The following is a 20,406-nucleotide window of genomic DNA, read 5'->3' on the forward strand; positions in this document are numbered from 1 at the left end:
TAGCTGCGCGCTCTTACCCGAATCACTGACTTGAGTCAGCTCATCAGGATGCGTTTGCTGGCTGCCTACCTGCAACTTCAATGACTTTGGAGAATGACTTGTGTCCTTGAAGCCGCAGGGGTGTTAGCTGCGCGCTCTTACCCGAATCACTGACTTGAGTCAGCTCATCAGGATGCGTTTGCTGGCTGCCTACCTGCAACTCCAATGACTTTGGGGAATGACTTGTGTCCTTGAAGCCGCATGCGACTAGATAAAACTCACCTCTTCACCCGCCTGCGCGCTAGCCGCTTGCGATAATTTGGCGAAGAACTCTTCGCCGCTGCGTGAGCAATACCAGTGGCCTTCACGATAATTGAAATGGTAACCACCTGCTTTAGTCGCCAACCATACCTGATGCAGTGGCTCTTGGCGGTTGATAACAATCTTACTGCCATTTTCGAATGTCAGGGTCATCACCCCGCCATTAGTTTCATAATCGACATCACTATCGCCGCTAAAACCATCCAGTGTCTCTTCAATGTAAAGCATCAATTGATCGGCTAACTGATGAAACTCGCTATCGTTCATATTCGATTCCTATTGCTTTTCATGATCCACCTGCGATTATAGAGAGCATGAACGCATGAATCACAAGTATTAATGCGATTATACCCTTCATACTTGAAGCCGCAGGGGTTAGCAGTGTGCACTCACCCGAATCAATTACCGATGTAAGCGCATTGGGATTCGTTTGCGGCCAACCTGCAACGCCAGATTCTTTGGGTATAATAGGTGCTAAAACAATTTACAGGCGTTAAAAATGAAAAAAGAATTATGTTGGCCGCTGGCTGCGATGATGGTATTCGCACTGGCGGGTTGTGGCTTGAAAGGCCCGTTATATTTTCCACCCGCTGACAAACCAAAAGTAGAAACCGCGCAACCGGATAGTGGTCAGGTAGAGCGAAACCAGCAGGACCTGTCAGGTACCAACCAGACAAAATCTATTGCCGGGCCGCAGTAATTATTTTTATCGCAGCCAGATTGAGTCAGTATTTAATTTGCCCGTGCCAAATTTAGCCGGTAAATGAAAGTCAGCGGAGTATGAAATGCAGTTCTCCAAAATGCACGGTCTTGGCAACGACTTTATGGTTGTCGATGCAGTTACCCAAAATGTTTACTTTTCGCCGGAGTTAATTCGTCGATTAGCAGACCGGCACACTGGCGTGGGCTTTGATCAGATGCTGGTGGTTGAACCGCCTTATGATCCTGAGCTGGATTTTCACTACCGTATTTTTAATGCCGATGGCAGCGAAGTTTCTCAGTGTGGCAATGGTGCACGTTGTTTTGCCCGGTTTGTTCGGTTGAAAGGGTTGACCAATAAACGTGATATCAGTGTGAGTACCCAAACTGGCCGCATGATATTGAGTGTTACTGAAGACGAGCTGGTTTGTGTCAATATGGGCGAACCCAATTTTGACCCGCAAACGGTGCCTTTCAGAGCAACTAAAGCAGAGAAAACCTACATTTTACGCGCGGCGGAACATACGGTGTTGTGCGGCGTGGTATCAATGGGCAATCCTCACTGTGTGATGCAGGTTGATGATGTTTCGGTTGCTAATGTTGCCTTGCTGGGTCCAGTATTGGAAAGCCATGAGCGCTTCCCCGAACGGGCTAATATTGGTTTTATGCAGGTGGTTAGCCGCGAGCATATACACTTACGGGTATATGAGCGCGGTGCTGGCGAAACGCAAGCCTGTGGTAGCGGTGCTTGTGCAGCAGTGGCGGTGGGGATCCAGCAAGAGTTGTTGGCTGAAGAGGTTCATGTTGAACTGCCAGGTGGCAGCTTGCATATCAGTTGGAAAGGGCCGGGCCACCCACTGTATATGACCGGGCCGGCAACACATGTGTATGATGGCTTCATTCATTTATAGTATACCCGTCATACTTCAAGCTGCATGTGTGTTGGCCGCCTTCATGCAACTCGAATTATTTAGGGTATAAATATTCATTATGGCGGGTATTAAATGAAAAGTTATGAGGAGCAGGCGTTAGCTGGCATCGAGTTGGACGACGATGCTGTCATGCAGTACTTATTGCAAAACCCTGACTTTTTTATCCGCAATGCCCGTCTGGTCGAACAGATGCATATTCCTCATCCTGTTCGCGGCAGTGTCTCGCTGGTGGAGTGGCAGCTAGGGCGACAACGTAATCAGATTGGTCAGTTGGAAGAAGAGATCACCTTGCTAATGGAGCAGGCGGGCTTGAATGAAGTGTTGTTTAATCGCTTGCTGCAACTACAAAGCAATTTGGCTGCGGCCAGCAGCTTGCAAGATATGCTTAATCGCTTGCAGCGCTGGGCACGCGACTTCGGCTTGGCAGGTGCTAATGTGCGCTTATTCAGTGACCGCTGGCATATTGGTGCGCCGTCTGATTTCACCCATTTGGCACTTGCCCGTCACGCCTTCGAGCCACTACGTATTCAGCGTTTGGGGAGCGATAACCATTATCTGGGCGGTTTGAACGGGCCGGAACTGCTGTTGTTATTGCCTCAGGCCAAGCAGGTAGGGTCGGTCGCACTCTCGTTACTGGGCAAAGATGGCGATCTAGGTGTCATTATCTTCAGCAGCCGTGATACGCAACATTATCAGCAGGGCATGGGTACCGTGATGCTGAATCAGTTATCGACGTTATTGCCGAGCCTGCTGGAGCGTTGGATAGAGCCGGTATGACCGAATTCAGTGCCTCACTTGCCCCGCAGGTAGAGGCTTTCTTGCGTTATCTCAAAGTTGAGCGTCAGCTCAGTCCACTGACTATTACCAGTTATCGACGCCAGCTACAGGCACTCATGGAAATGGGCGAGCAAATGGGCCTGGCGCACTGGCAGCAGCTTGACGCGGCTCAGGTGCGGTCACTGGTTTCTCGCAGTAAACGTGCCGGTTTACATTCCTCAAGCCTTGCGCTGCGCCTCTCAGCTTTGCGCAGCTTTCTTGATTGGCTGGTGAGTCAGGGCGTATTGCAGGCCAACCCCGCAAAAGGGGTGAGTACACCGCGTTCAGGCCGCCATCTGCCAAAAAACATCGATGTCGATGAGGTCGATAAACTGTTGGATATCGACCTCAATGATCCCTTGGCGGTCCGTGATCGGGCGATGCTGGAAGTGATGTATGGCGCGGGTTTGCGTCTATCCGAACTGGTTGGCATGAACTGCAAACACGTAGATTTAGCCAGCGGTGAAGTCTGGGTGATGGGGAAAGGCAGTAAAGAGCGTAAAGTACCGATTGGCAGGACCGCAGTGACCTGGTTACAGCATTGGCTGGAACTGCGCGAGTTATTTGAACCTGTTGACGATGCTATCTTTTTAGCCAATACCGGTAAGCGAATTTCAGCGCGCAATGTGCAAAAACGCTTTGCCGAATGGGGTGTAAAGCAAGGTGTCAGCAGCCATATTCACCCACACAAATTGCGCCACTCTTTCGCCACTCACATGTTGGAATCCAGTGGTGATTTGCGCGCGGTGCAGGAGCTACTGGGCCACGCCAATCTGACGACCACACAAATTTATACTCATCTCGACTTTCAACATCTGGCGACAGTGTATGATGCTGCTCATCCACGCGCCAAACGAGGCAAATCCTGATGCATTTTTATCGCCCACTCGAGAGTATTTCCGCCATTAGCTTCGATTTGGATGACACCCTGTATGATAATCGGCCAGTGATTACCCGCACTGAACAAGAGTCGGTGGCATTCTTACAGCAGTATCATCCCAATCTGGCGCAGTTACAGGCCGCTGATTTTCACCGTTTTCGCGCTGAATTGCTGGCGCAGGACCCGGGCATCTACCACGATGTTACCCAGTGGCGTTGGCATGCGATTGAACTGGGCTTGATACGTCATGGCTTAAGTAAGTCTGAGGCGCAATGTGGCGCTGATGCAGCCATGGAGAATTTTGCCCTATGGCGTAGCCGTATTTATGTGCCAGCGGCCACCCATGACACTTTGAGCGCGCTGGCGGAGCATTATCCGCTGGTGGCTATCACCAATGGCAATGCCGATCCTAAAGCCTGTGGTCTGGATCGATACTTCCAGTTTGTGCTGCGTTCCGGCCCCCATGGCCGTGCCAAGCCTTTTCGCGATATGTACCATAAAGCGGCAAACCATCTGGATATCCCACTCAAACAGATTCTGCATGTGGGTGATGATTTGACTACCGATGTCGCCGGCGCGCTACGTTGCGGTATGCAGGCTTGCTGGATTAATGACCGTCAGCAGAACCTGATGACAGCCAGTGATAGCCGCTTATTGCCACATATTGAGATTTCTCAGTTGGCTTCCCTGACAGCATTGCTATAATCCCCTGCAATAAATCTGTATAAATTCACAGTGGAATGGTGGCAAAATACCCGAATACTCGGCGATTTCGCTATTTTCCCTTACCCGATAAACGGTGCCTATGGACGTTTCTGATCTGCTCGACAGCCTGAATGAAAAACAACGCGAAGCCGTGGCTGCGCCACGCTGCAACCTGTTGGTCCTGGCCGGTGCAGGCAGTGGCAAAACCCGGGTGCTGGTTCATCGCATTGCCTGGTTGTTATCAGTAGAAAATGCGTCTCCGTACTCAATTATCGCAGTGACGTTCACCAATAAAGCGGCGGCCGAAATGCGCCACCGTATTGAACACTTGATTGGCACCAGTCAGGGCGGAATGTGGATTGGGACTTTCCATGGGTTGGCGCACCGCTTGCTGCGCGCTCACCATATGGATGCCAACTTGCCGCAGGATTTTCAGATTCTCGACAGCGACGACCAGCTACGGTTATTAAAGCGGTTGGTTAAAGCACTGAATTTAGATGATAAACAATGGCCACCGCGTCAGGCGATGTGGTACATCAACGGCAAAAAAGACGAAGGATTACGACCACAGCATATTGAGAGCTATGGCAATCCGGTTGAAGCCACCTGGCTGCGTATCTATCAGGCGTATCAGGAAGCTTGTGACCGCGCCGGTCTGGTGGATTTTGCCGAGCTGTTGCTGCGAGCACACGAATTGTGGCTAAACAAACCCCATATTCTTAATCATTATCGTGAACGCTTCACCAACATTTTGGTGGATGAGTTTCAGGATACTAACAATATCCAATACGCCTGGATTCGTCTGCTGGCAGGCGACCGTTCTAATGTGATGATTGTCGGTGACGATGACCAATCAATCTATGGCTGGCGTGGGGCGCAGGTGGAAAATATCCAGCGCTTTTTGAAAGATTTCCCCGGCGCTGAAACCATCCGGTTGGAGCAGAATTACCGTTCTACCAGCAATATTTTGACGGCAGCAAATACCCTGATTGCCAATAATGATGGCCGCATGGGGAAAAATCTGTGGACGGACGGTGCCGAAGGCGAACCGATCTCACTCTATTGCGCCTTTAACGAACTGGATGAGGCGCGCTTTGTGGTTAACCGCATCAAAGCCTGGCAGGACAACGGTGGTGCTCTGAATGATTGTGCCATCTTGTATCGTAGCAACGCCCAATCGCGCGTTTTGGAAGAAGCACTATTGCAGACCGCGATGCCGTACCGTATTTATGGCGGTCAGCGCTTCTTCGACCGTCAGGAGATTAAAGATGCACTGGCTTATTTGCGGCTAATTTCCAACCGTAATGATGATGCTGCTTTTGAGCGAGTGGTCAATACACCTACTCGCGGTATTGGCGATCGTACCTTAGATGTGGTGCGCCAAACCGCCCGTGACCGTCAGCTAACGCTGTGGCAATCAACCCGTGCCATGTTGCAGGAAAAAGTGCTGGCAGGCCGCGCAGCCTCTGCACTGCAACGGTTTGTTGAGCTGGTCGACTCCCTGGCTCATGAAACGGCGGATATGCCGTTGCATGTCCAAAGTGACCGGGTGATTCGTGATTCCGGTTTGTGGTCGATGTACGAACAAGAAAAAGGTGAAAAAGGTCAGGCGCGCGTTGAGAACCTTGAAGAGTTGGTCAATGCGACCCGCCAATACAGTTATCAGGATGAAGATCAGGATCTGATGCCACTACAGGCATTTTTGTCTCATGCGGCGCTGGAAGCGGGAGAGGGGCAGGCCGATGCTTATCAGGATGCAGTGCAATTAATGACTCTCCATTCCGCGAAAGGCTTGGAGTTCCCACAGGTGTTCATTGTGGGTATGGAAGAGGGGATGTTCCCGAGCCAGATGTCACTGGATGAAGGTGGCCGCTTGGAAGAAGAGCGCCGACTGGCCTATGTTGGGGTCACCCGCGCGATGCAGAAACTGACTCTTTGCTATGCAGAGAGCCGCCGTCTGTACGGCAAAGAAGTGAATCATCGGCCATCCCGTTTTATCGGCGAACTGCCGCAGGAATGCGTCGAAGAAGTACGGCTACGTGCAACGGTTTCTCGCCCGGTTAACCACCGCAATATGGGGACGCCGATGAATGAAAATGACAGTGGTTTCTCACTGGGTCAACGGGTGCGTCACCCTAAATTTGGTGAAGGTACCGTGGTTAATCTGGAAGGTAGCGGCGAACACAGCCGGTTGCAAATCGCTTTCCCCGGAGAGGGGATTAAGTGGTTGGTCGCGGCTTACGCCCGATTAGAGGCTGTATAAATTTACCCTGCGGTCTTGACGCCGCAGCGGCGTTAGCGGCACTCACTTACCCGAATCACTTGACTGTGTAAGCTCATCGGGATGCGTTCATTTGCTGCCTTGCTGCAACGCCAATAACTTTGGGTAATTAATGTAGCCGCGGCATTAGCGGCTCTCATCCTGAGGCGCTTGCCTGGCATCGGTTTCAGCCTGCAACAAAATCGCTTTCCCCATCCACTGCGTCACATCTTGAATACCCGCATCATCCAAATGCCAAATATCTTTCAGCACCATAAACACTTCTGAGCCATAGATTAACGAGAAAGCATAGATCACCCGTTGCAAGGCTTCCGGTGACAACTTCCCTTCCAGCGGCTCGACAGCCAGCTTCAATAACCGCTTACGGTTACCACGCACCAACTTCTCTTCACTGTTAGGATTGCTGCGGTCAGCCGCCCATTGTTGCAATGACAGATGCAGCGCGGCACGAAGTACACCTTCGTGTTGCAACATGCGTGGATAAGCAAAAGAGAGCAGTTCCGCAATGCGTTGCCGGGCATCTGGTTGGGTAGGCTGCCATGCCAATATCGGCCCAAGGCTTTCATCGACCATGGCAGAAACCAACGCACTTTGCGTCGGGAAATAACGATAAGCCGTAGCGCGCGAGAGTTGCGCCGCATTTGCTACGTCTGTTATCGACGGAAATGTCCCTTGTTCATACATCGACATCGCCGTATCGATCAGTAACCGCCGGGTTCTGGCTTTGATGGTGGTCAGTGATGGAGAGGCGCGCTCCTGTTTATCCTGATTATGCACGGTCACTCCATGGTCAATAACGAGTATCTGCGCTCACTATAACAAACCGACCGCACAAATCGCCATGAATGCATTTCACCTGCAAACTAATTTTGAGACTCCAGTCTCAAAAAACAGCAGTACCCTTTGCGAAAATGATACTCTAGTCTCAATATGATTCTATCTTAACCAACTCGCTTCGTTGTTCGGCTGTAAGTAGAAAATAAACTTCCAATAAAAAGAAGTGAGCTACACGCGCATTCATAGAAGGATGTTCAGATGCCTCGTCATATTTTTATCGCGACTACCACAGATACCAAAGGCGAAGAGCTGACGTATGTCAGTGAATTGATTAAAGCAACCGGGCTAACAACGGTCACGGTGGATTTATCGACTAAAGAAGGCCAACGAGCCAGTGGCGCAGATATCTCTGCCGAGACAGTAGCGGGCTATCACCCGGATGGGCGTCAGGCGGTGTTCTGTGGTGATAGGGGGCGGGCGATAAGTGCAATGGCCGTCGCTTTTGAGCGTTTTATTGCCAGCCGTGATGATGTGGCCGCGTTATTAGGTCTGGGAGGTTCCGGCGGCACCGCGCTGATTACACCGGCGATGCAAAGCTTACCGATTGGTATTCCTAAACTGATGGTATCTACCATGGCTTCTGGTGATGTTTCAGGTTACATCGGTGCCAGTGATATCGCCATGATGTATTCCGTCACCGATATTGCCGGGCTTAACCGTATTTCTCGTCGTGTACTGAGTAATGCGGCTCACCAGATTGCCGGAGCAGTCTATTTCGCCAAAGAAGAGTTACTGGTTGATGATAAACCGGCGCTGGGCTTGACCATGTTTGGTGTGACAACTCCCTGTATTCAGGCCGTCAGTGCCGCATTATCAGACGAATATGACTGTTTGGTATTCCACGCCACAGGTAGCGGCGGCAAAGCCATGGAAAAACTGGCCGAAAGTGGCTTGCTGGCGGGGGCACTTGATCTGACCACCACCGAGGTCTGCGACCTGTTATTTGACGGGGTATTGGCCTGTGGGCCGGAACGCTTCGATGCTATTGCTCACAGCAACATCCCGTATGTCGGCTCTTGCGGTGCATTGGATATGGTCAACTTCGGCAGCCCGGCAACTATTCCGGCTAAATATGCCGATCGCTTGTTCTATAAACATAACGCCCAAGTGACACTGATGCGCACCACCGAGCAAGAGAATATTCAAATGGCACGCTGGATTGGTGAAAAGCTCAATCGTTGTCAGGGTGAAGTGCGCTTCTTAATTCCAGCCGGCGGATTCTCAGCATTGGATGCGCCGGGCCAGCCATTCTGGGATGAAAAAGCGTTGAAAGCCTTTATTGATACGCTGGAAGAGACCGTCATTCAAACTGATAAACGCCGCTTGGTGCACTATCCGTTCAACATCAATGACCCAGAATTTGCCCAGGCCGCAGTAGAAAACTTTAAAGAAATAACAAAGAGCCCATCCCATTAGGGCCATTTTATTCGTGGAGAAACATATGCCAAAATTTCAACGCCAGGCCATTTTAGCCAAATTTCGGGAAATGATTGCCCGCCGTGAGCCGATTATCGGTGGCGGTGCGGGCACAGGGCTGTCAGCTAAATGTGAAGAGGCTGGTGGAATTGATCTTATCGTTATCTATAACTCAGGCCGCTATCGTATGGCGGGGCGTGGGTCGCTGGCAGGTTTGCTGGCCTACGGGAATGCCAATGAAATCGTGGTCGATATGGCCAAAGAAGTGCTGCCGGTAGTCAAAAATACGCCAGTGCTGGCGGGAGTGAATGGTACTGACCCATTCTGTCAGTTCGATCACTTTTTGGACCAATTGAAAGCATTGGGTTTTTCTGGCGTGCAGAACTTCCCAACCGTTGGGTTAATTGACGGTAACTTCCGTGCCAATCTGGAAGAGACCGGCATGGGTTATGGCTTGGAAGTGGATATGATCCGCCTGGCTCACGAAAAAGATTTACTGACCACCCCTTATGTTTTCAGTGCCGCCGATGCGGTTGCCATGACACAAGCGGGTGCTGACATTATTGTGCCACATATGGGGCTGACGACTGGCGGTAACATCGGTGCGGACACGGCACTGAAACTGGCGGACTGTGTGCCTCTGATTAATGACTGGGCTGCGGCGGCAAAAGCGGTACGTGAAGATATCATTGTGCTGTGCCACGGTGGGCCAATTTCCTCACCAGAAGATGCCCAATACATTATGGATAACTGCCCGCAATGTGACGGTTTTTATGGTGCCAGTTCGATGGAACGTCTGCCGACTGAAATTGCACTAACGGACACCACCAAACAGTTTAAAAATATAAAGCGTTGATATTTTGCCAATACCAAAGGGAAAGCCTGTTTTGTGAATTTTGCCGGTTTTTGGCTAAATGAAGATGCAGGATACACAAAACCGAAGTCGATGTTGGCTTCGGTTTTTTTTTGCTTTTTAGCCAGTTCATGCCAAATAGCTGCCGCCAAGATGTGTTATCGCCTGTTGTGTCCGTAACAACTAAAAATAAAGCTCAGCTATTAACTACTTTTAACCGGTTGACAGTCTTTTTCTTCTCGGCGTAACATGCGCGCACTATTCTTGATGAGGACATTCGCCTTGGACACACCCAGTAGATACTGGCTCAATAACCTGTTCATATGGTGCAACTTCTAAGGCTATCCTCATATTTGCTGATAGCCTTCGTGGTTGTCAGCGGCCCCGCTAAGCCGTCGCTGTGAGTCAGATCTCCTTATGGTCTGAAACATAGAGTATTTCTCAATACCTCGCTGTTTCTGTGCTTCAATGCGTTATCCCTATCCATCACCGCAAGGGAGTTTTGGCACATGCTGAGCGCATTTAAATTAAGTAACAATCGCTTATCCCGTTTGGAGCTGGATGAATCAGATGAGTCAGATGATCTGACCTCATCAATTTGGGTCGACTTAGTTGAACCGGAAGAAGGGGAGCGCGAACGCGTCCAGTCTGAGTTAGGGCAAAGCCTGGCGACCCGGCCAGAGTTGGACGACATCGAGGCTTCCGCTCGCTTCTTTGAAGATGAGGATGGCCTGCATATCCACTCCTTCTTCTATTATGAAGATGCTGAAGACCATGCGGGTAACTCAACCGTGGCATTTACCATCCGTGATGGTCGCCTGTATACCCTGCGTGAGCGCGAGTTACCGGCTTTTCGTTTATATCGGATGCGGGCGCGTAACCAAACACTGGTTGATGGCAATGCCTATGAGCTGTTGCTGGATCTGTTCGAAACCAAAATTGAGCAGCTAGCCGATGAAATCGAAAACATTTATAGCGATTTGGAAGCCTTAAGTCGCGTCATTATGGAAGGGCAGCAAGGTGATGAATATGACGCCGCGTTGTCTACCTTAGCGGAACAGGAAGATATCGGCTGGAAAGTGCGCTTGTGTCTGATGGATACCCAGCGAGCACTGAATTTCCTGGTACGTAAAGCCCGCTTGCCGAGTGGTCAACTGGAGCAAGCCCGTGAGGTATTGCGCGATATCGAATCCCTATTGCCACACAATGAATCCCTGTTCCAGAAGGTTAACTTCCTGATGCAGGCAGCAATGGGCTTTATCAATATCGAGCAGAACCGGATTATCAAGATCTTCTCGGTGGTATCGGTGGTGTTCCTGCCGCCAACACTGGTGGCATCCAGCTACGGGATGAACTTTGAGTTTATGCCGGAATTGCGCTGGTCATTTGGCTATCCGGGCGCGATCAGTTTGATGATTATCGCGGGTTTAGCACCGTATCTCTATTTCAAGCGCAAGAACTGGCTCTAACCTAACCTTCGCCCTTGAAGCTGCAGGGGTGTTAGCTGCGTTCACGCACCCGAATCACTTGACTGTGTAAGCTCATCGGGATGAGTTCACTGGCAGCCTACCTGCAACTTCAAGTTCTTTGGTTATCAATATCATAACTCGATGAGTAACCGGGCATGTTTTGTCGGCTTGATATCTAGGCGCGGCGCTTACGTTGGGTGTAGAGCGCATCCAATGTGAACAGCAACAGTGCCGCCCAGATAAAGGCGAAAGTCACCATTTTATCGTTGCCAATGGTTTCGCCGTAGAAGGTTACCGCCAGAATAAACATCAACGTTGGCCCGAGGTATTGGAAAAAGCCCAATGTCGATAGTTTTAAGCGAGTGGCGGCGGCGGTGAAGAACAGTAGCGGGATAGTGGTAATCACCCCGGCTGCTGCCAATAACAGGTTAAGCGACCACGCATTGGTGCTCATGTGGCTGGTTGGGCTATCGGCAATAAAGAACAGATACACCGCTGCTATCGGCAATAGCCACATAGTTTCCACCAGCATGCCGGTTTGGGCATCTATCCCGAGTTTTTTACGAATCAGACCGTATAAAGCAAAGCTTATCGCGAGTCCCAGGGCGATTATCGGTAGCGAGCCAAACTGCCATAATTGAATCAATACCCCGCCGAACGCTAATGCCACCGCAACCCACTGCATGCGACGAAAACGCTCACCCAGAAACAACATGCCGAATAACACATTTACTAGCGGGTTAATGAAATAGCCCAAACTGGCTTCCAGCATATGATTGTGGTTTACCGCCCAGATAAACAACAGCCAGTTACTGGCAATCAACACAGCAGTAACTGCTAGCAATAACAGGCGTTTGCCGTTTCTACAGGCACTGCGTACCTGTGGCCAATTGCGGCTAACAGTTAGCAGGATCAACATAAAGAAAAATGACCAGATAATCCGATGAGTCAAAATTTCATCAGCCGGCACCTGCTGGATGAGCTTGAAATAAGCTGGGGCAATACCCCAAATAAAATAGGCTGCCAGAGCAAATAAAATGCCCTGACGGGTTCGTTGTTTATCCATGGTGTAGCTCGGGACAAGAAAGGAGATGCGGTGAGTGTACTTAACTTCGCGTTACGAATCATCACCGCTGACGGGTAAATCAGCCAACCAGATAAGTTGCCGTTGCGCTAGCGATGTGCATTTGGCTTTCATTATGCAGCTCAACCCGGGCAACCGACACTTTATTGCCACTGCGCAAAATACTGCTGCTGGCAATAAAATGTTTGCCGCGGCCGGGGCGTAGATAGTCAACACGCAGATCGATAGTGCCCATTTTAGCCAGATATATTTGCAATTGTTCTTTAATGAGCGGTTCATGGCGTACCAGGCTATTCCCAACGCACACCAGTCCGGCAGCCACATCCAGCACTGCGGCAATAACGCCACCATGCAAAATTTGTTGTGCAATATTGCCAACTAACTTGTCATTATTATCGAAAGCAATCTCGGCGTAATCTTGCTCGAAACGGGTTAATCGCAGACCAAGCTCACGGTTAAATGGCATGTGATACACAAATACTTCGCCAATCATGCGGCGAGCATCCTCTAACGTTAAAGTTGTTGCTGGCATTTTTCCCTATTCTCTTCTTGGTTGCCGATAAGCAATCATAGTGTGAGTTAACGAATTGTTTATTTTATGCTTCTGCTTTGTTGTTTTCCAGCCGTTAAGCCATAAATATAAACAACACTAATCTCAGATAACATTTGTGTGTAGAATGAGCTGTTTTCATTACAAATAGAAATAATCCGTAAGGTGATGGGGGAATAATGGGAAGATTTTGGCGGATACTGATAGCGCTGTTACTGGTGCCAACGTTGGCACAGGCAGAAGCTGCAACGGTTGAGAAGATTCATGATGCACCTGAGGTGCGTGGTAGTATTATTGCGGCAATGTTGCAGGATCACGATAATCCGTTTCTGCTTTATCCATATGAAACAAACTATCTGTTATATACCTATACCAGTAATATCAATAAAGATGCTATTAGCTCTTATGATTGGGCTGAAAATGCCAAGAGAGATGAAGTTAAATTCCAACTGAGTTTAGGTTTCCCTATTTGGCGTGGTATTGCCGGTGATAACTCATTACTGGGTGCTTCTTATACTCAACGTTCTTGGTGGCAGGCATCCAATAGTGATGAGTCCTCGCCATTCCGCGAAACAAACTATGAACCGCAACTGTTCCTGGCATGGGCAACTGATTACGAGTTGGCGGGCTGGACTTTCCGTGAAGTAGAGTTTGGTTATAACCACCAGTCTAACGGTAAAGCGGATCCAACCTCACGTAGCTGGGACCGTGTTTACACCCGTGTGATGGCACAGCGTGGCAATTTAGAAATTGACTTGAAGCCTTGGTATCGTCTGCCAGAAAGCGACGAGAAAGATGACAACCCGGATATCAATAAATACATGGGTTATTATCGTCTGAAAGTCGGTTATGCCTTGGGTGACAGTGTATTCAGCGTGGATGGCCATTATAACTGGAATACCGGTTATGGCGGCGCAGAAATGGGTTGGAGCTATCCTATCACCAAGCATGTTCGTTTCTATACCCAAGTGTTCAGTGGCTATGGTGAGTCAATGATTGACTATAACTTTAGGCAAACACGGGTGGGTGTGGGTATCATGTTAAACGATGTCCTTTAACGTCATCCGGCGTTAGAAAAGTTTCAGACACAGGCCGGTTAACCGGCCTGTGCAGATCTTATAGTTGGGGAAGAGTGTGTCGACCGCAGCAGTGATAAATAGGGAATTACTGGCAGTGCAGGTATTGCGAGATACTTTCGGCTATCAGCAATTCCGGCCCGGACAACAGGAAATTATCAACGCCACCCTATCAGGGCAAGACTGTCTGGTAGTGATGCCTACCGGTGGTGGTAAGTCCTTGTGTTATCAGATTCCGGCACTGGTGACGGATGGGTTGACGCTGGTAGTCTCTCCGTTGATCTCGCTCATGAAGGATCAGGTCGACCAACTGCTGGCTTACGGCGTTGGTGCGGGGTGCTTAAACTCATCGCAAACGCGTGAACAACAGTTAGCCGTGATGGACGGTTGCCGTAGCGGTCAGATTAAGCTGTTGTATATTGCCCCAGAACGCTTGGTCATGGAGAGTTTCCTCGATCAATTGTATCAGTGGCGGCCGGCTTTATTGGCGGTGGATGAGGCGCACTGTATTTCTCAATGGGGTCATGATTTCCGCCCGGAATATCGTGCTCTAGGCCAGTTAAAGCAACGTTTCCCTGATTTACCGGTTATTGCGCTCACTGCCACGGCGGATGACGCGACGCGGGGGGATATTGTTCGTCTGCTTAATCTGGATCAGCCACTGATTCAAGTCAGCAGTTTTGACCGCCCCAATATCCGTTACACCTTGGTAGAGAAGTTCAAACCGCTCGATCAATTATGGCGTTTTGTGCAAGACCAACGTGGCAAAAGTGGCATTATCTATTGTAACAGCCGGGCAACAGTGGAAGACACCACCGCCCGTTTGCAGAGCCGTGGCTTAAGTGTGGCGGCCTACCATGCCGGGCTGGATAACGAGCGTCGGGGGCAGGTGCAGGAAGCATTCCAGCGCGATGATCTGCAAGTGGTGGTCGCGACCGTGGCCTTTGGTATGGGGATTAACAAACCCAACGTCCGCTTTGTGGTGCATTTTGATATCCCGCGCACTATCGAGTCTTATTATCAGGAAACCGGCCGTGCCGGACGTGATGGCCTGCCTGCTGAAGCCGTGTTGCTGTACGATCCGGCGGATATGGCGTGGTTACGTCGCTGTCTGGAAGAGAAACCTGCAGGGGCACAGCAAGATATTGAACGGCATAAATTAAATGCTATGGGCGCTTTTGCCGAGGCGCAGACTTGTCGTCGTCTGGTGCTGCTCAACTATTTTGGTGAGGGTAAACAGCAGTCGTGTGGTAACTGTGATATTTGCCTCGATCCGCCGAAGCGCTACGATGGGCTGGCTGATGCACAAAAAGCCCTCTCGTGTGTTTATCGTGTCGGACAGCGGTTTGGTCTGGGGTATATTGTCGAGGTGCTGCGCGGGGCGAATAACCAGCGTATCCGTGAAATGGGTCATGACAAGTTATCAGTGTATGGGATTGGCCGCGAACAAAGCCACGAACACTGGGTCAGTATATTGCGCCAGCTTATCCATCTCGGGTTGCTGAGCCAAAATATCGCAATGTTTTCAGCGTTACAACTGACTGAGGCCGCTCGCCCGATTCTGCGTGCTGAATTGCCGTTACAATTGGCAGTGCCGCGTATTCAGAGCCTGAAAGTGCGCAGTAGCGCTAATCAAAAATCTTATGGCGGCAATTATGATCGCAAGTTGTTCGCCAAATTGCGCAAGTTGCGTAAATCTATCGCTGACGAAGGCAATATTCCGCCTTATGTGGTGTTTAACGATGCTACCTTGCTGGAGATGGCGGAACAGATGCCGATTACTGCCAGCGAGCTGTTGAGCGTCAATGGTGTTGGGCAACGCAAACTGGAGCGTTTTGGCGCGCCGTTTATGGCGATGATCCGCGACCATGTAGACAACAACGACGACTAACCAGTCGCCTTTCGCTAACGCCCCTGCGATTTTCGGTTCGCAGGGTATATGAGAATCTATCATGTTGATGCTATTCCTTACCGTTGCGCTGGTCCATCTGGTTGCATTAATGAGCCCAGGGCCGGATTTCTTTTTTGTCTCGCAAACCGCCGCCAGCCGTTCGCGCCGTGAGGCGATGATGGGGGTGGTCGGGATCTCGCTGGGAATTGTTATCTGGGCTGGTGTGGCGCTGATGGGGTTGAACCTTATCTTGCAGAAAATGGCGTGGTTACATCAGATTATTATGGTCGGTGGTGGGCTATATCTGTGCTGGATGGGGTGGCAACTGCTGAAATCTGCCCGAGCCAAACGTCATGGTAGCGAGGGGGAGGTTCAAGTTGCACTACCCGCCCGTGGTCGGACCTTCCTGCGCGGCTTCCTGACTAATCTGTCGAACCCGAAAGCCGTTATCTATTTTGGCAGTGTGTTCTCACTGTTTGTCGGCGATGACGTCAGTGCGGGTGCGCGCTGGGGCTTGTTCGTGCTGATTGTTGGTGAAACCTTCGTCTGGTTCACTATTGTCGCCTGCGTATTTGCCTTGCCGGTGATGCGCCGTGGCTATCAGCGTTTATCAAAATGGATTGATGGGCTGGCGGGAGTACTGTTTGCCGGTTTTGGTATCCATTTGATCTTATCGCGCTAATTAATGCCCCAACTGGCAGATGATGCCGGTTGGGTAATCATTTGTTTGAATTAGCATTACACTTTTCTGGCGGTTGCCAATAACGCGCCTACCAGCATAAATAAGCCACCAAATATCCGGTTCAGTAATTTCATTTGTTGTGGTGATTTAATCCAGCCAGCAATTCGGGTGGCAAGGGTGGCGTAACCAATCATCACAATAATATCAACCACCACGCTGGTGGTGCCGAGAATCAGATATTGCGCCACTTGCGGTTGATGTGGCAGCACAAATTGTGGGAATAATGCCGCCAGAAAAACGATGCTTTTTGGGTTGGTAAGGTTAACAAACACCGCGCGTTTAAACAGTTTTCGCCGCGGCATACTGTTGGCTAGCGCATGCAGATCCAGCGCACCGGCAGCGCGCCATTGCTGAATCCCAAGCCAGATTAAGTAAGCTGCACCAAGCCATTTTAGTATTTCAAATGCCAGCAAGGATTGTGAAATCAGTGCACCCAACCCCACGCCAACTAATACAATGTGCACGGCTAATCCCAATTGCAGTCCGCAAATTGAGGCTACAACCCCGCGCGTACCGTGGCTGATGGCGGTGCTCATGGTGTTAATGGCCCCAGAACCAGGGGACAGGCTGAGGATCAATGTGGTCAGTAGATAGGTTAACCACCAGTCTAAGGTCATCGGCAAAGCTCCCTGAATGCATAAATTTATGCCACAATACTCTATTGCTAATAGTTGTGCTATGGCTCACAGAACGACTGGGTTTACCAGAATATCAGGTGTATTGAACATTGAGCAATTCCGGTCAAAGGATGTCATCAGTCATGATTTACAAGGTCATGCTATATCGAGCCACGCTATGCCGTTAGACAATAGCTGGTTAATGCGTGAAGAGCAGTTTGCTGCTTTTGTTAACGGGCCGCTGTTAGATTTTTGGCAACAGCGAGATGAGGATGAGTTTATCGGCGTCGATGATATTCCGATTCGCTATGTCCGCTTTCGTGCACCACAACACACTCGAGTGGTGGTGGTGGTGCCCGGCCGCATTGAAAGTTACGTTAAATATCCTGAAGTGGCTTATGATCTGTTTCAGCAAGGCTATGATGTGATAGTGCTGGATCATCGTGGGCAAGGGCGGTCGGGTCGCTTGCTTGAAGATGGTAACCGTGGTCATGTGATTAAGTTTGATGATTATATTGAGGATTTTGCGCAGTTAGTGCAGCGCGAAATAACTGATAGCCATTATCAGCAGCGATTTGCCCTGGCTCATTCAATGGGGGGGGCAATTCTCACGCGTTATCTGGCCAGAGAACCGGATGTGTTTAATGCGGTAGCATTATGTGCTCCGATGTTTGGTATCCACTTACCGATGCCCGGCTGGCTGGCTCACCGCATTGTCGACTGGGCCGAAAGGTATCAAACGCTGCGCGACTATTATGCTATTGGTACCGGCCAGTGGCGGCCACTACCCTATCTGGTCAATGTGTTAACCCATAGCCGTGAGCGATATCGCCGCTATTTACGCCAATATGCGGATACACCGGAAATACGTCTTGGTGGGCCAACCTATCATTGGATCCGAGAAAGTCTGCTGGTGGGCGAGCAAATCATCGCGCAAGCAGAAAAGATAACCACGCCGGTTCTATTATTACAAGCCAGTGAGGATCGGGTAGTACATAACCCGGCTCATGATGCTTTTTCTCAGGCAATGACTTTGGCAGGACACCCTTGCGAAGGGGGGCAACCTAAGAGAGTTCAAGGTGCACGCCATGAGATCCTGTTCGAGCGGGACCAGCTTCGTGCCGAGGCGCTGAGCGCCATATTGCGCTTTTTCGCGCAACATCAATCATCAGTCGGCCATTATGGCTCCGACGCCACCAGAGGTTAGAACATACCGCTATGTATCATGTTGTTGCTTCCGATTTAGATGGCACCCTGCTATCACCTGATCATCTTTTAACGCCATATACCAAAGAAACACTCAAGTTGCTGACGCAGCGCGACGTGCATTTTGTGTTTGCCACTGGTCGCCATCATATCGATGTGGCACAAATCCGCGATAGCTTGGAAATCAGTGCCTTTATGATTACCTCCAACGGCGCACGGGTGCACAACACGGCGGGAGAGCTGATTTTTAGTCATAACCTTGATGCAGATATTGCGCGTGATTTGTACAATATTGAACACCATAACCCGGATATCCTGACCAACGTCTATCTGAACGACGAATGGTTTATGAACCGTGAAAGCCCGGCACAGAAAGAATTTTTCCGTGAGTCGGTATTTAATTATCAGGTATTTGAACCTGCATTACTGCCAACCGATGGTGTGTGTAAGGTTTACTTCACCTGTGAAGATCATGACAAGTTGTTGATTTTAGAAGAAGCCATCAATGCACGTTGGGGCGATCGAGTTAATGTCAGTTTTTCTTTCCCAACCTGTCTGGAAGTGATGGGCGGCGGTGTCTCTAAGGGGCATGCGCTTGATCAAGTTGCCAAAATTATCGGTTATTCACTGAAAGAATGTATCGCTTTTGGTGATGGTATGAATGACCTGGAAATGCTGTCGATGTCTGGCAAAGGCTGCATCATGCGTGATGCGCATCAACGGCTAAAAGACATGTTACCGAATCTGGAAGTGATAGGTTCAAACGCCGATGATGCTGTTCCACACTATTTGCGTAAGATGTTTTTAGGTACAGATAAGTAACTGATTTATAGAAGTAAATGCAACTTGCCGTAAACGAAAAAGTGGCGCATTAAACATAATTGCGCCACTGGTTTATTCCGTTATCTCAGAGCATCAACTTACTGGTGTTGCCCCTGTTTTTGCAGGAACTGCACACCTTGATCCGGGAAGTCAGTAAACACCCCGTCAACCTGTGCTTGATTGTAGATAATATCGAATAGCTGATTGACGTTAGTCGCGTATTTCGGCAGCTTATCCGCACGGATGGTGTATGGGTGAACCATCATATTGTTGGCATGCGCATCTTTGACCATATTGGTCAGCTTGATGTTATCCGGCGTAGAGGTTTCAACCACCAGCATATGGTAGTCAGGGCCGATGCCATCGGCATACTGTGCTACTTGCTTCATCGCTCCTGGCTTGAACATCCAGTCGTAACTGTAATTGACCCATTTGCCATCAGGCTTCTGTTCGTAGGTTTCATTCCAGTCGGTATAAGCCACCAGTTGGACCAGTTTTAGGTCCATACCCATCTTCGGTTCCAGCTCGTTTTTGATGCGCTTTAATTCATTGGCATCAAAGCATTGCAGATAAACTTTATCGCCCTTGGTGGTGTAACCGTACTGTTTCAGTACTTCCAACACCTTGGTTGAGATGTCTTTCCCTTCTTGTTTATGGAACCACGGTGCTTTTATTTCTGGGTAAATCCCAACGTTTTTACCGGTCGAATGATTCAAACCTTGAACAAATTCAATCTCCTCCTGGAAGGTATGTACACGGAAGTCAGATTTGCCCATCGGGAAACGGCCCGGATAGCTCTGCACTTTCTTACCGTCTTTATCAATATCAAAGCCTTCGGTAAATTTCAGTGATTTAATTTCTGGTAGCGTAAAGTCAATGGCGTAATAGCGGCCATCTTTGCGTGCGCGATCGGGGAAGCGCTCAGCCACATCGGTCACGCGATCCAGATAATGGTCGTGCAGAACCACCAACTCATTATCTTTGGTCATCACCAAATCTTGTTCAAGATAATCCGCACCTTGCGCGTAGGCCATGGCTTTAGCGGGCAGTGAATGCTCCGGCAGATAACCACTGGCACCACGGTGTGCGATGACAACTTTGCTTGCCGACGGTTTGGTGACTACTGATGACTGCTCGGCGGCCTGCGCCATACCGGTAACTGAGGATGCCAGAATAATACTCGCCAACAGGGTTTTGATGTGGGTTTGCATTGATAGTGCTCCATTTATC

Annotated in this window: 20 protein-coding genes; 14 read left to right on the top strand and 6 right to left on the bottom strand. The window is 49.8% G+C overall.

Going from position 1 to position 20,406, the window contains the following annotated elements; genetic code table 11:
- Positions 1-246: 246 nt before the first annotated feature.
- Positions 247-567, bottom strand: a complete 321-nt coding sequence (gene cyaY / locus V1952_RS02020) for an iron donor protein CyaY (protein ID WP_083161903.1) — start codon at positions 565-567, stop codon at positions 247-249.
- Between the two features lie 232 nt (positions 568-799).
- Here cyaY and lptM point away from each other — a divergent pair, with 232 nt between their 5' ends.
- From lptM to uvrD, 6 genes are all read left to right on the top strand, one after another.
- Positions 800-1,000 carry an LPS translocon maturation chaperone LptM gene (gene lptM / locus V1952_RS02025; RefSeq protein WP_083161905.1) on the top strand — a complete coding sequence of 67 codons (201 nt, stop codon included), beginning with the start codon at positions 800-802 and terminating at the stop codon, positions 998-1,000.
- A gap of 85 nt (positions 1,001-1,085) precedes the next feature.
- Positions 1,086-1,910, top strand: coding sequence for a diaminopimelate epimerase (gene dapF, locus V1952_RS02030; protein ID WP_372560070.1), 825 nt, complete (start codon positions 1,086-1,088; stop codon positions 1,908-1,910).
- A 93-nt stretch (positions 1,911-2,003) separates the two neighbouring features.
- Complete coding sequence (locus tag V1952_RS02035) at positions 2,004-2,708, top strand: DUF484 domain-containing protein (RefSeq protein ID WP_083161909.1); 705 nt, start codon at positions 2,004-2,006, stop codon at positions 2,706-2,708.
- Complete coding sequence (gene xerC, locus V1952_RS02040) at positions 2,705-3,616, top strand: tyrosine recombinase XerC (RefSeq protein ID WP_420074255.1); 912 nt, start codon at positions 2,705-2,707, stop codon at positions 3,614-3,616. Before V1952_RS02035 ends, xerC begins: the two co-directional genes overlap by 4 nt.
- Entirely contained in the window at positions 3,616-4,332 is a 717-nt protein-coding gene (gene yigB, locus V1952_RS02045; protein WP_083161913.1) for a 5-amino-6-(5-phospho-D-ribitylamino)uracil phosphatase YigB, read from the top strand. The genes xerC and yigB overlap by 1 nt, the downstream gene beginning before the upstream one ends.
- Positions 4,333-4,432: 100 nt before the next feature.
- Positions 4,433-6,595, top strand: a complete 2,163-nt coding sequence (gene uvrD / locus V1952_RS02050) for a DNA helicase II (protein ID WP_420070851.1) — start codon at positions 4,433-4,435, stop codon at positions 6,593-6,595.
- Between the two features lie 144 nt (positions 6,596-6,739).
- Here uvrD and V1952_RS02055 read toward each other — a convergent pair whose 3' ends face one another.
- Positions 6,740-7,390: a TetR/AcrR family transcriptional regulator gene (locus V1952_RS02055; protein ID WP_372560067.1), complete on the bottom strand. Its 651-nt coding sequence runs from the start codon at positions 7,388-7,390 to the stop codon at positions 6,740-6,742.
- A 258-nt stretch (positions 7,391-7,648) separates the two neighbouring features.
- On the opposite strand from V1952_RS02055, the gene V1952_RS02060 reads away from it, so the two are divergent.
- The 3 genes from V1952_RS02060 (at position 7,649) to corA (ending at position 11,188) form a co-directional block, all read left to right on the top strand.
- On the top strand, positions 7,649-8,866 hold the full coding sequence (locus V1952_RS02060; RefSeq protein WP_420074256.1) for a Tm-1-like ATP-binding domain-containing protein: 1,218 nt from the start codon (positions 7,649-7,651) through the stop codon (positions 8,864-8,866).
- A gap of 25 nt (positions 8,867-8,891) precedes the next feature.
- On the top strand, positions 8,892-9,722 hold the full coding sequence (locus V1952_RS02065) for a phosphoenolpyruvate hydrolase family protein (RefSeq protein WP_083161917.1): 831 nt from the start codon (positions 8,892-8,894) through the stop codon (positions 9,720-9,722).
- A 506-nt stretch (positions 9,723-10,228) separates the two neighbouring features.
- Positions 10,229-11,188, top strand: coding sequence for a magnesium/cobalt transporter CorA (corA, locus tag V1952_RS02070; protein WP_005188027.1), 960 nt, complete (start codon positions 10,229-10,231; stop codon positions 11,186-11,188).
- Between the two features lie 175 nt (positions 11,189-11,363).
- Here corA and rarD read toward each other — a convergent pair whose 3' ends face one another.
- Both rarD and V1952_RS02080 read right to left on the bottom strand, forming a co-directional pair.
- Positions 11,364-12,254 carry an EamA family transporter RarD gene (rarD, locus tag V1952_RS02075; protein ID WP_083161919.1) on the bottom strand — a complete coding sequence of 297 codons (891 nt, stop codon included), beginning with the start codon at positions 12,252-12,254 and terminating at the stop codon, positions 11,364-11,366.
- A 79-nt stretch (positions 12,255-12,333) separates the two neighbouring features.
- Positions 12,334-12,804: a thioesterase family protein gene (locus tag V1952_RS02080; protein WP_372560065.1), complete on the bottom strand. Its 471-nt coding sequence runs from the start codon at positions 12,802-12,804 to the stop codon at positions 12,334-12,336.
- Between the two features lie 197 nt (positions 12,805-13,001).
- Here V1952_RS02080 and pldA point away from each other — a divergent pair, with 197 nt between their 5' ends.
- The 3 genes from pldA (at position 13,002) to rhtC (ending at position 16,471) form a co-directional block, all read left to right on the top strand.
- Positions 13,002-13,880, top strand: a complete 879-nt coding sequence (pldA, locus tag V1952_RS02085) for a phospholipase A (protein ID WP_083161924.1) — start codon at positions 13,002-13,004, stop codon at positions 13,878-13,880.
- Positions 13,881-13,956: 76 nt separating this feature from the next.
- A complete protein-coding gene (recQ, locus tag V1952_RS02090) occupies positions 13,957-15,789 on the top strand; it encodes an ATP-dependent DNA helicase RecQ (RefSeq protein ID WP_420074257.1) in 1,833 nt (610 codons plus the stop codon).
- A gap of 61 nt (positions 15,790-15,850) precedes the next feature.
- Entirely contained in the window at positions 15,851-16,471 is a 621-nt protein-coding gene (gene rhtC / locus V1952_RS02095; RefSeq protein ID WP_372560063.1) for a threonine export protein RhtC, read from the top strand.
- A gap of 56 nt (positions 16,472-16,527) precedes the next feature.
- Here rhtC and rhtB read toward each other — a convergent pair whose 3' ends face one another.
- The gene (gene rhtB / locus V1952_RS02100; protein ID WP_005188003.1) at positions 16,528-17,148 is read right to left on the bottom strand and encodes a homoserine/homoserine lactone efflux protein; all 621 of its coding nucleotides are present in this window, start codon (positions 17,146-17,148) and stop codon (positions 16,528-16,530) included.
- Between the two features lie 178 nt (positions 17,149-17,326).
- Here rhtB and pldB point away from each other — a divergent pair, with 178 nt between their 5' ends.
- Positions 17,327-18,355 carry a lysophospholipase L2 gene (pldB, locus tag V1952_RS02105; RefSeq protein ID WP_420074262.1) on the top strand — a complete coding sequence of 343 codons (1,029 nt, stop codon included), beginning with the start codon at positions 17,327-17,329 and terminating at the stop codon, positions 18,353-18,355.
- 11 nt (positions 18,356-18,366) lie between these two features.
- The gene (gene yigL / locus V1952_RS02110; protein WP_372560061.1) at positions 18,367-19,176 is read left to right on the top strand and encodes a sugar/pyridoxal phosphate phosphatase YigL; all 810 of its coding nucleotides are present in this window, start codon (positions 18,367-18,369) and stop codon (positions 19,174-19,176) included.
- Between the two features lie 98 nt (positions 19,177-19,274).
- Here the strand turns inward: yigL and glpQ are convergent, their stop codons facing one another.
- Complete coding sequence (glpQ, locus tag V1952_RS02115; protein ID WP_372560060.1) at positions 19,275-20,387, bottom strand: glycerophosphodiester phosphodiesterase; 1,113 nt, start codon at positions 20,385-20,387, stop codon at positions 19,275-19,277.
- Positions 20,388-20,406 lie beyond the last annotated feature (19 nt).

The sequence above is a fragment of the Yersinia sp. 2542 StPb PI genome, assembly GCF_048593855.1.
GTDB classification, from domain to species: Bacteria; Pseudomonadota; Gammaproteobacteria; order Enterobacterales; family Enterobacteriaceae; genus Yersinia; species Yersinia enterocolitica_E.

Coding starts and splice junctions, on each gene's coding strand:
- cyaY (WP_083161903.1), bottom strand. CDS start 567: ATGAACGATAGCGAGTTTCATCAGTTAGCCGATCAATTGATGCTTTAC.
- lptM (WP_083161905.1), top strand. CDS start 800: ATGAAAAAAGAATTATGTTGGCCGCTGGCTGCGATGATGGTATTCGCA.
- dapF (WP_372560070.1), top strand. CDS start 1,086: ATGCAGTTCTCCAAAATGCACGGTCTTGGCAACGACTTTATGGTTGTC.
- V1952_RS02035 (WP_083161909.1), top strand. CDS start 2,004: ATGAAAAGTTATGAGGAGCAGGCGTTAGCTGGCATCGAGTTGGACGAC.
- xerC (WP_420074255.1), top strand. CDS start 2,705: ATGACCGAATTCAGTGCCTCACTTGCCCCGCAGGTAGAGGCTTTCTTG.
- yigB (WP_083161913.1), top strand. CDS start 3,616: ATGCATTTTTATCGCCCACTCGAGAGTATTTCCGCCATTAGCTTCGAT.
- uvrD (WP_420070851.1), top strand. CDS start 4,433: ATGGACGTTTCTGATCTGCTCGACAGCCTGAATGAAAAACAACGCGAA.
- V1952_RS02060 (WP_420074256.1), top strand. CDS start 7,649: ATGCCTCGTCATATTTTTATCGCGACTACCACAGATACCAAAGGCGAA.
- V1952_RS02065 (WP_083161917.1), top strand. CDS start 8,892: ATGCCAAAATTTCAACGCCAGGCCATTTTAGCCAAATTTCGGGAAATG.
- corA (WP_005188027.1), top strand. CDS start 10,229: ATGCTGAGCGCATTTAAATTAAGTAACAATCGCTTATCCCGTTTGGAG.
- rarD (WP_083161919.1), bottom strand. CDS start 12,254: ATGGATAAACAACGAACCCGTCAGGGCATTTTATTTGCTCTGGCAGCC.
- V1952_RS02080 (WP_372560065.1), bottom strand. CDS start 12,804: ATGCCAGCAACAACTTTAACGTTAGAGGATGCTCGCCGCATGATTGGC.
- pldA (WP_083161924.1), top strand. CDS start 13,002: ATGGGAAGATTTTGGCGGATACTGATAGCGCTGTTACTGGTGCCAACG.
- rhtC (WP_372560063.1), top strand. CDS start 15,851: ATGTTGATGCTATTCCTTACCGTTGCGCTGGTCCATCTGGTTGCATTA.
- rhtB (WP_005188003.1), bottom strand. CDS start 17,148: ATGACCTTAGACTGGTGGTTAACCTATCTACTGACCACATTGATCCTC.
- pldB (WP_420074262.1), top strand. CDS start 17,327: ATGCCGTTAGACAATAGCTGGTTAATGCGTGAAGAGCAGTTTGCTGCT.
- yigL (WP_372560061.1), top strand. CDS start 18,367: ATGTATCATGTTGTTGCTTCCGATTTAGATGGCACCCTGCTATCACCT.
- glpQ (WP_372560060.1), bottom strand. CDS start 20,387: ATGCAAACCCACATCAAAACCCTGTTGGCGAGTATTATTCTGGCATCC.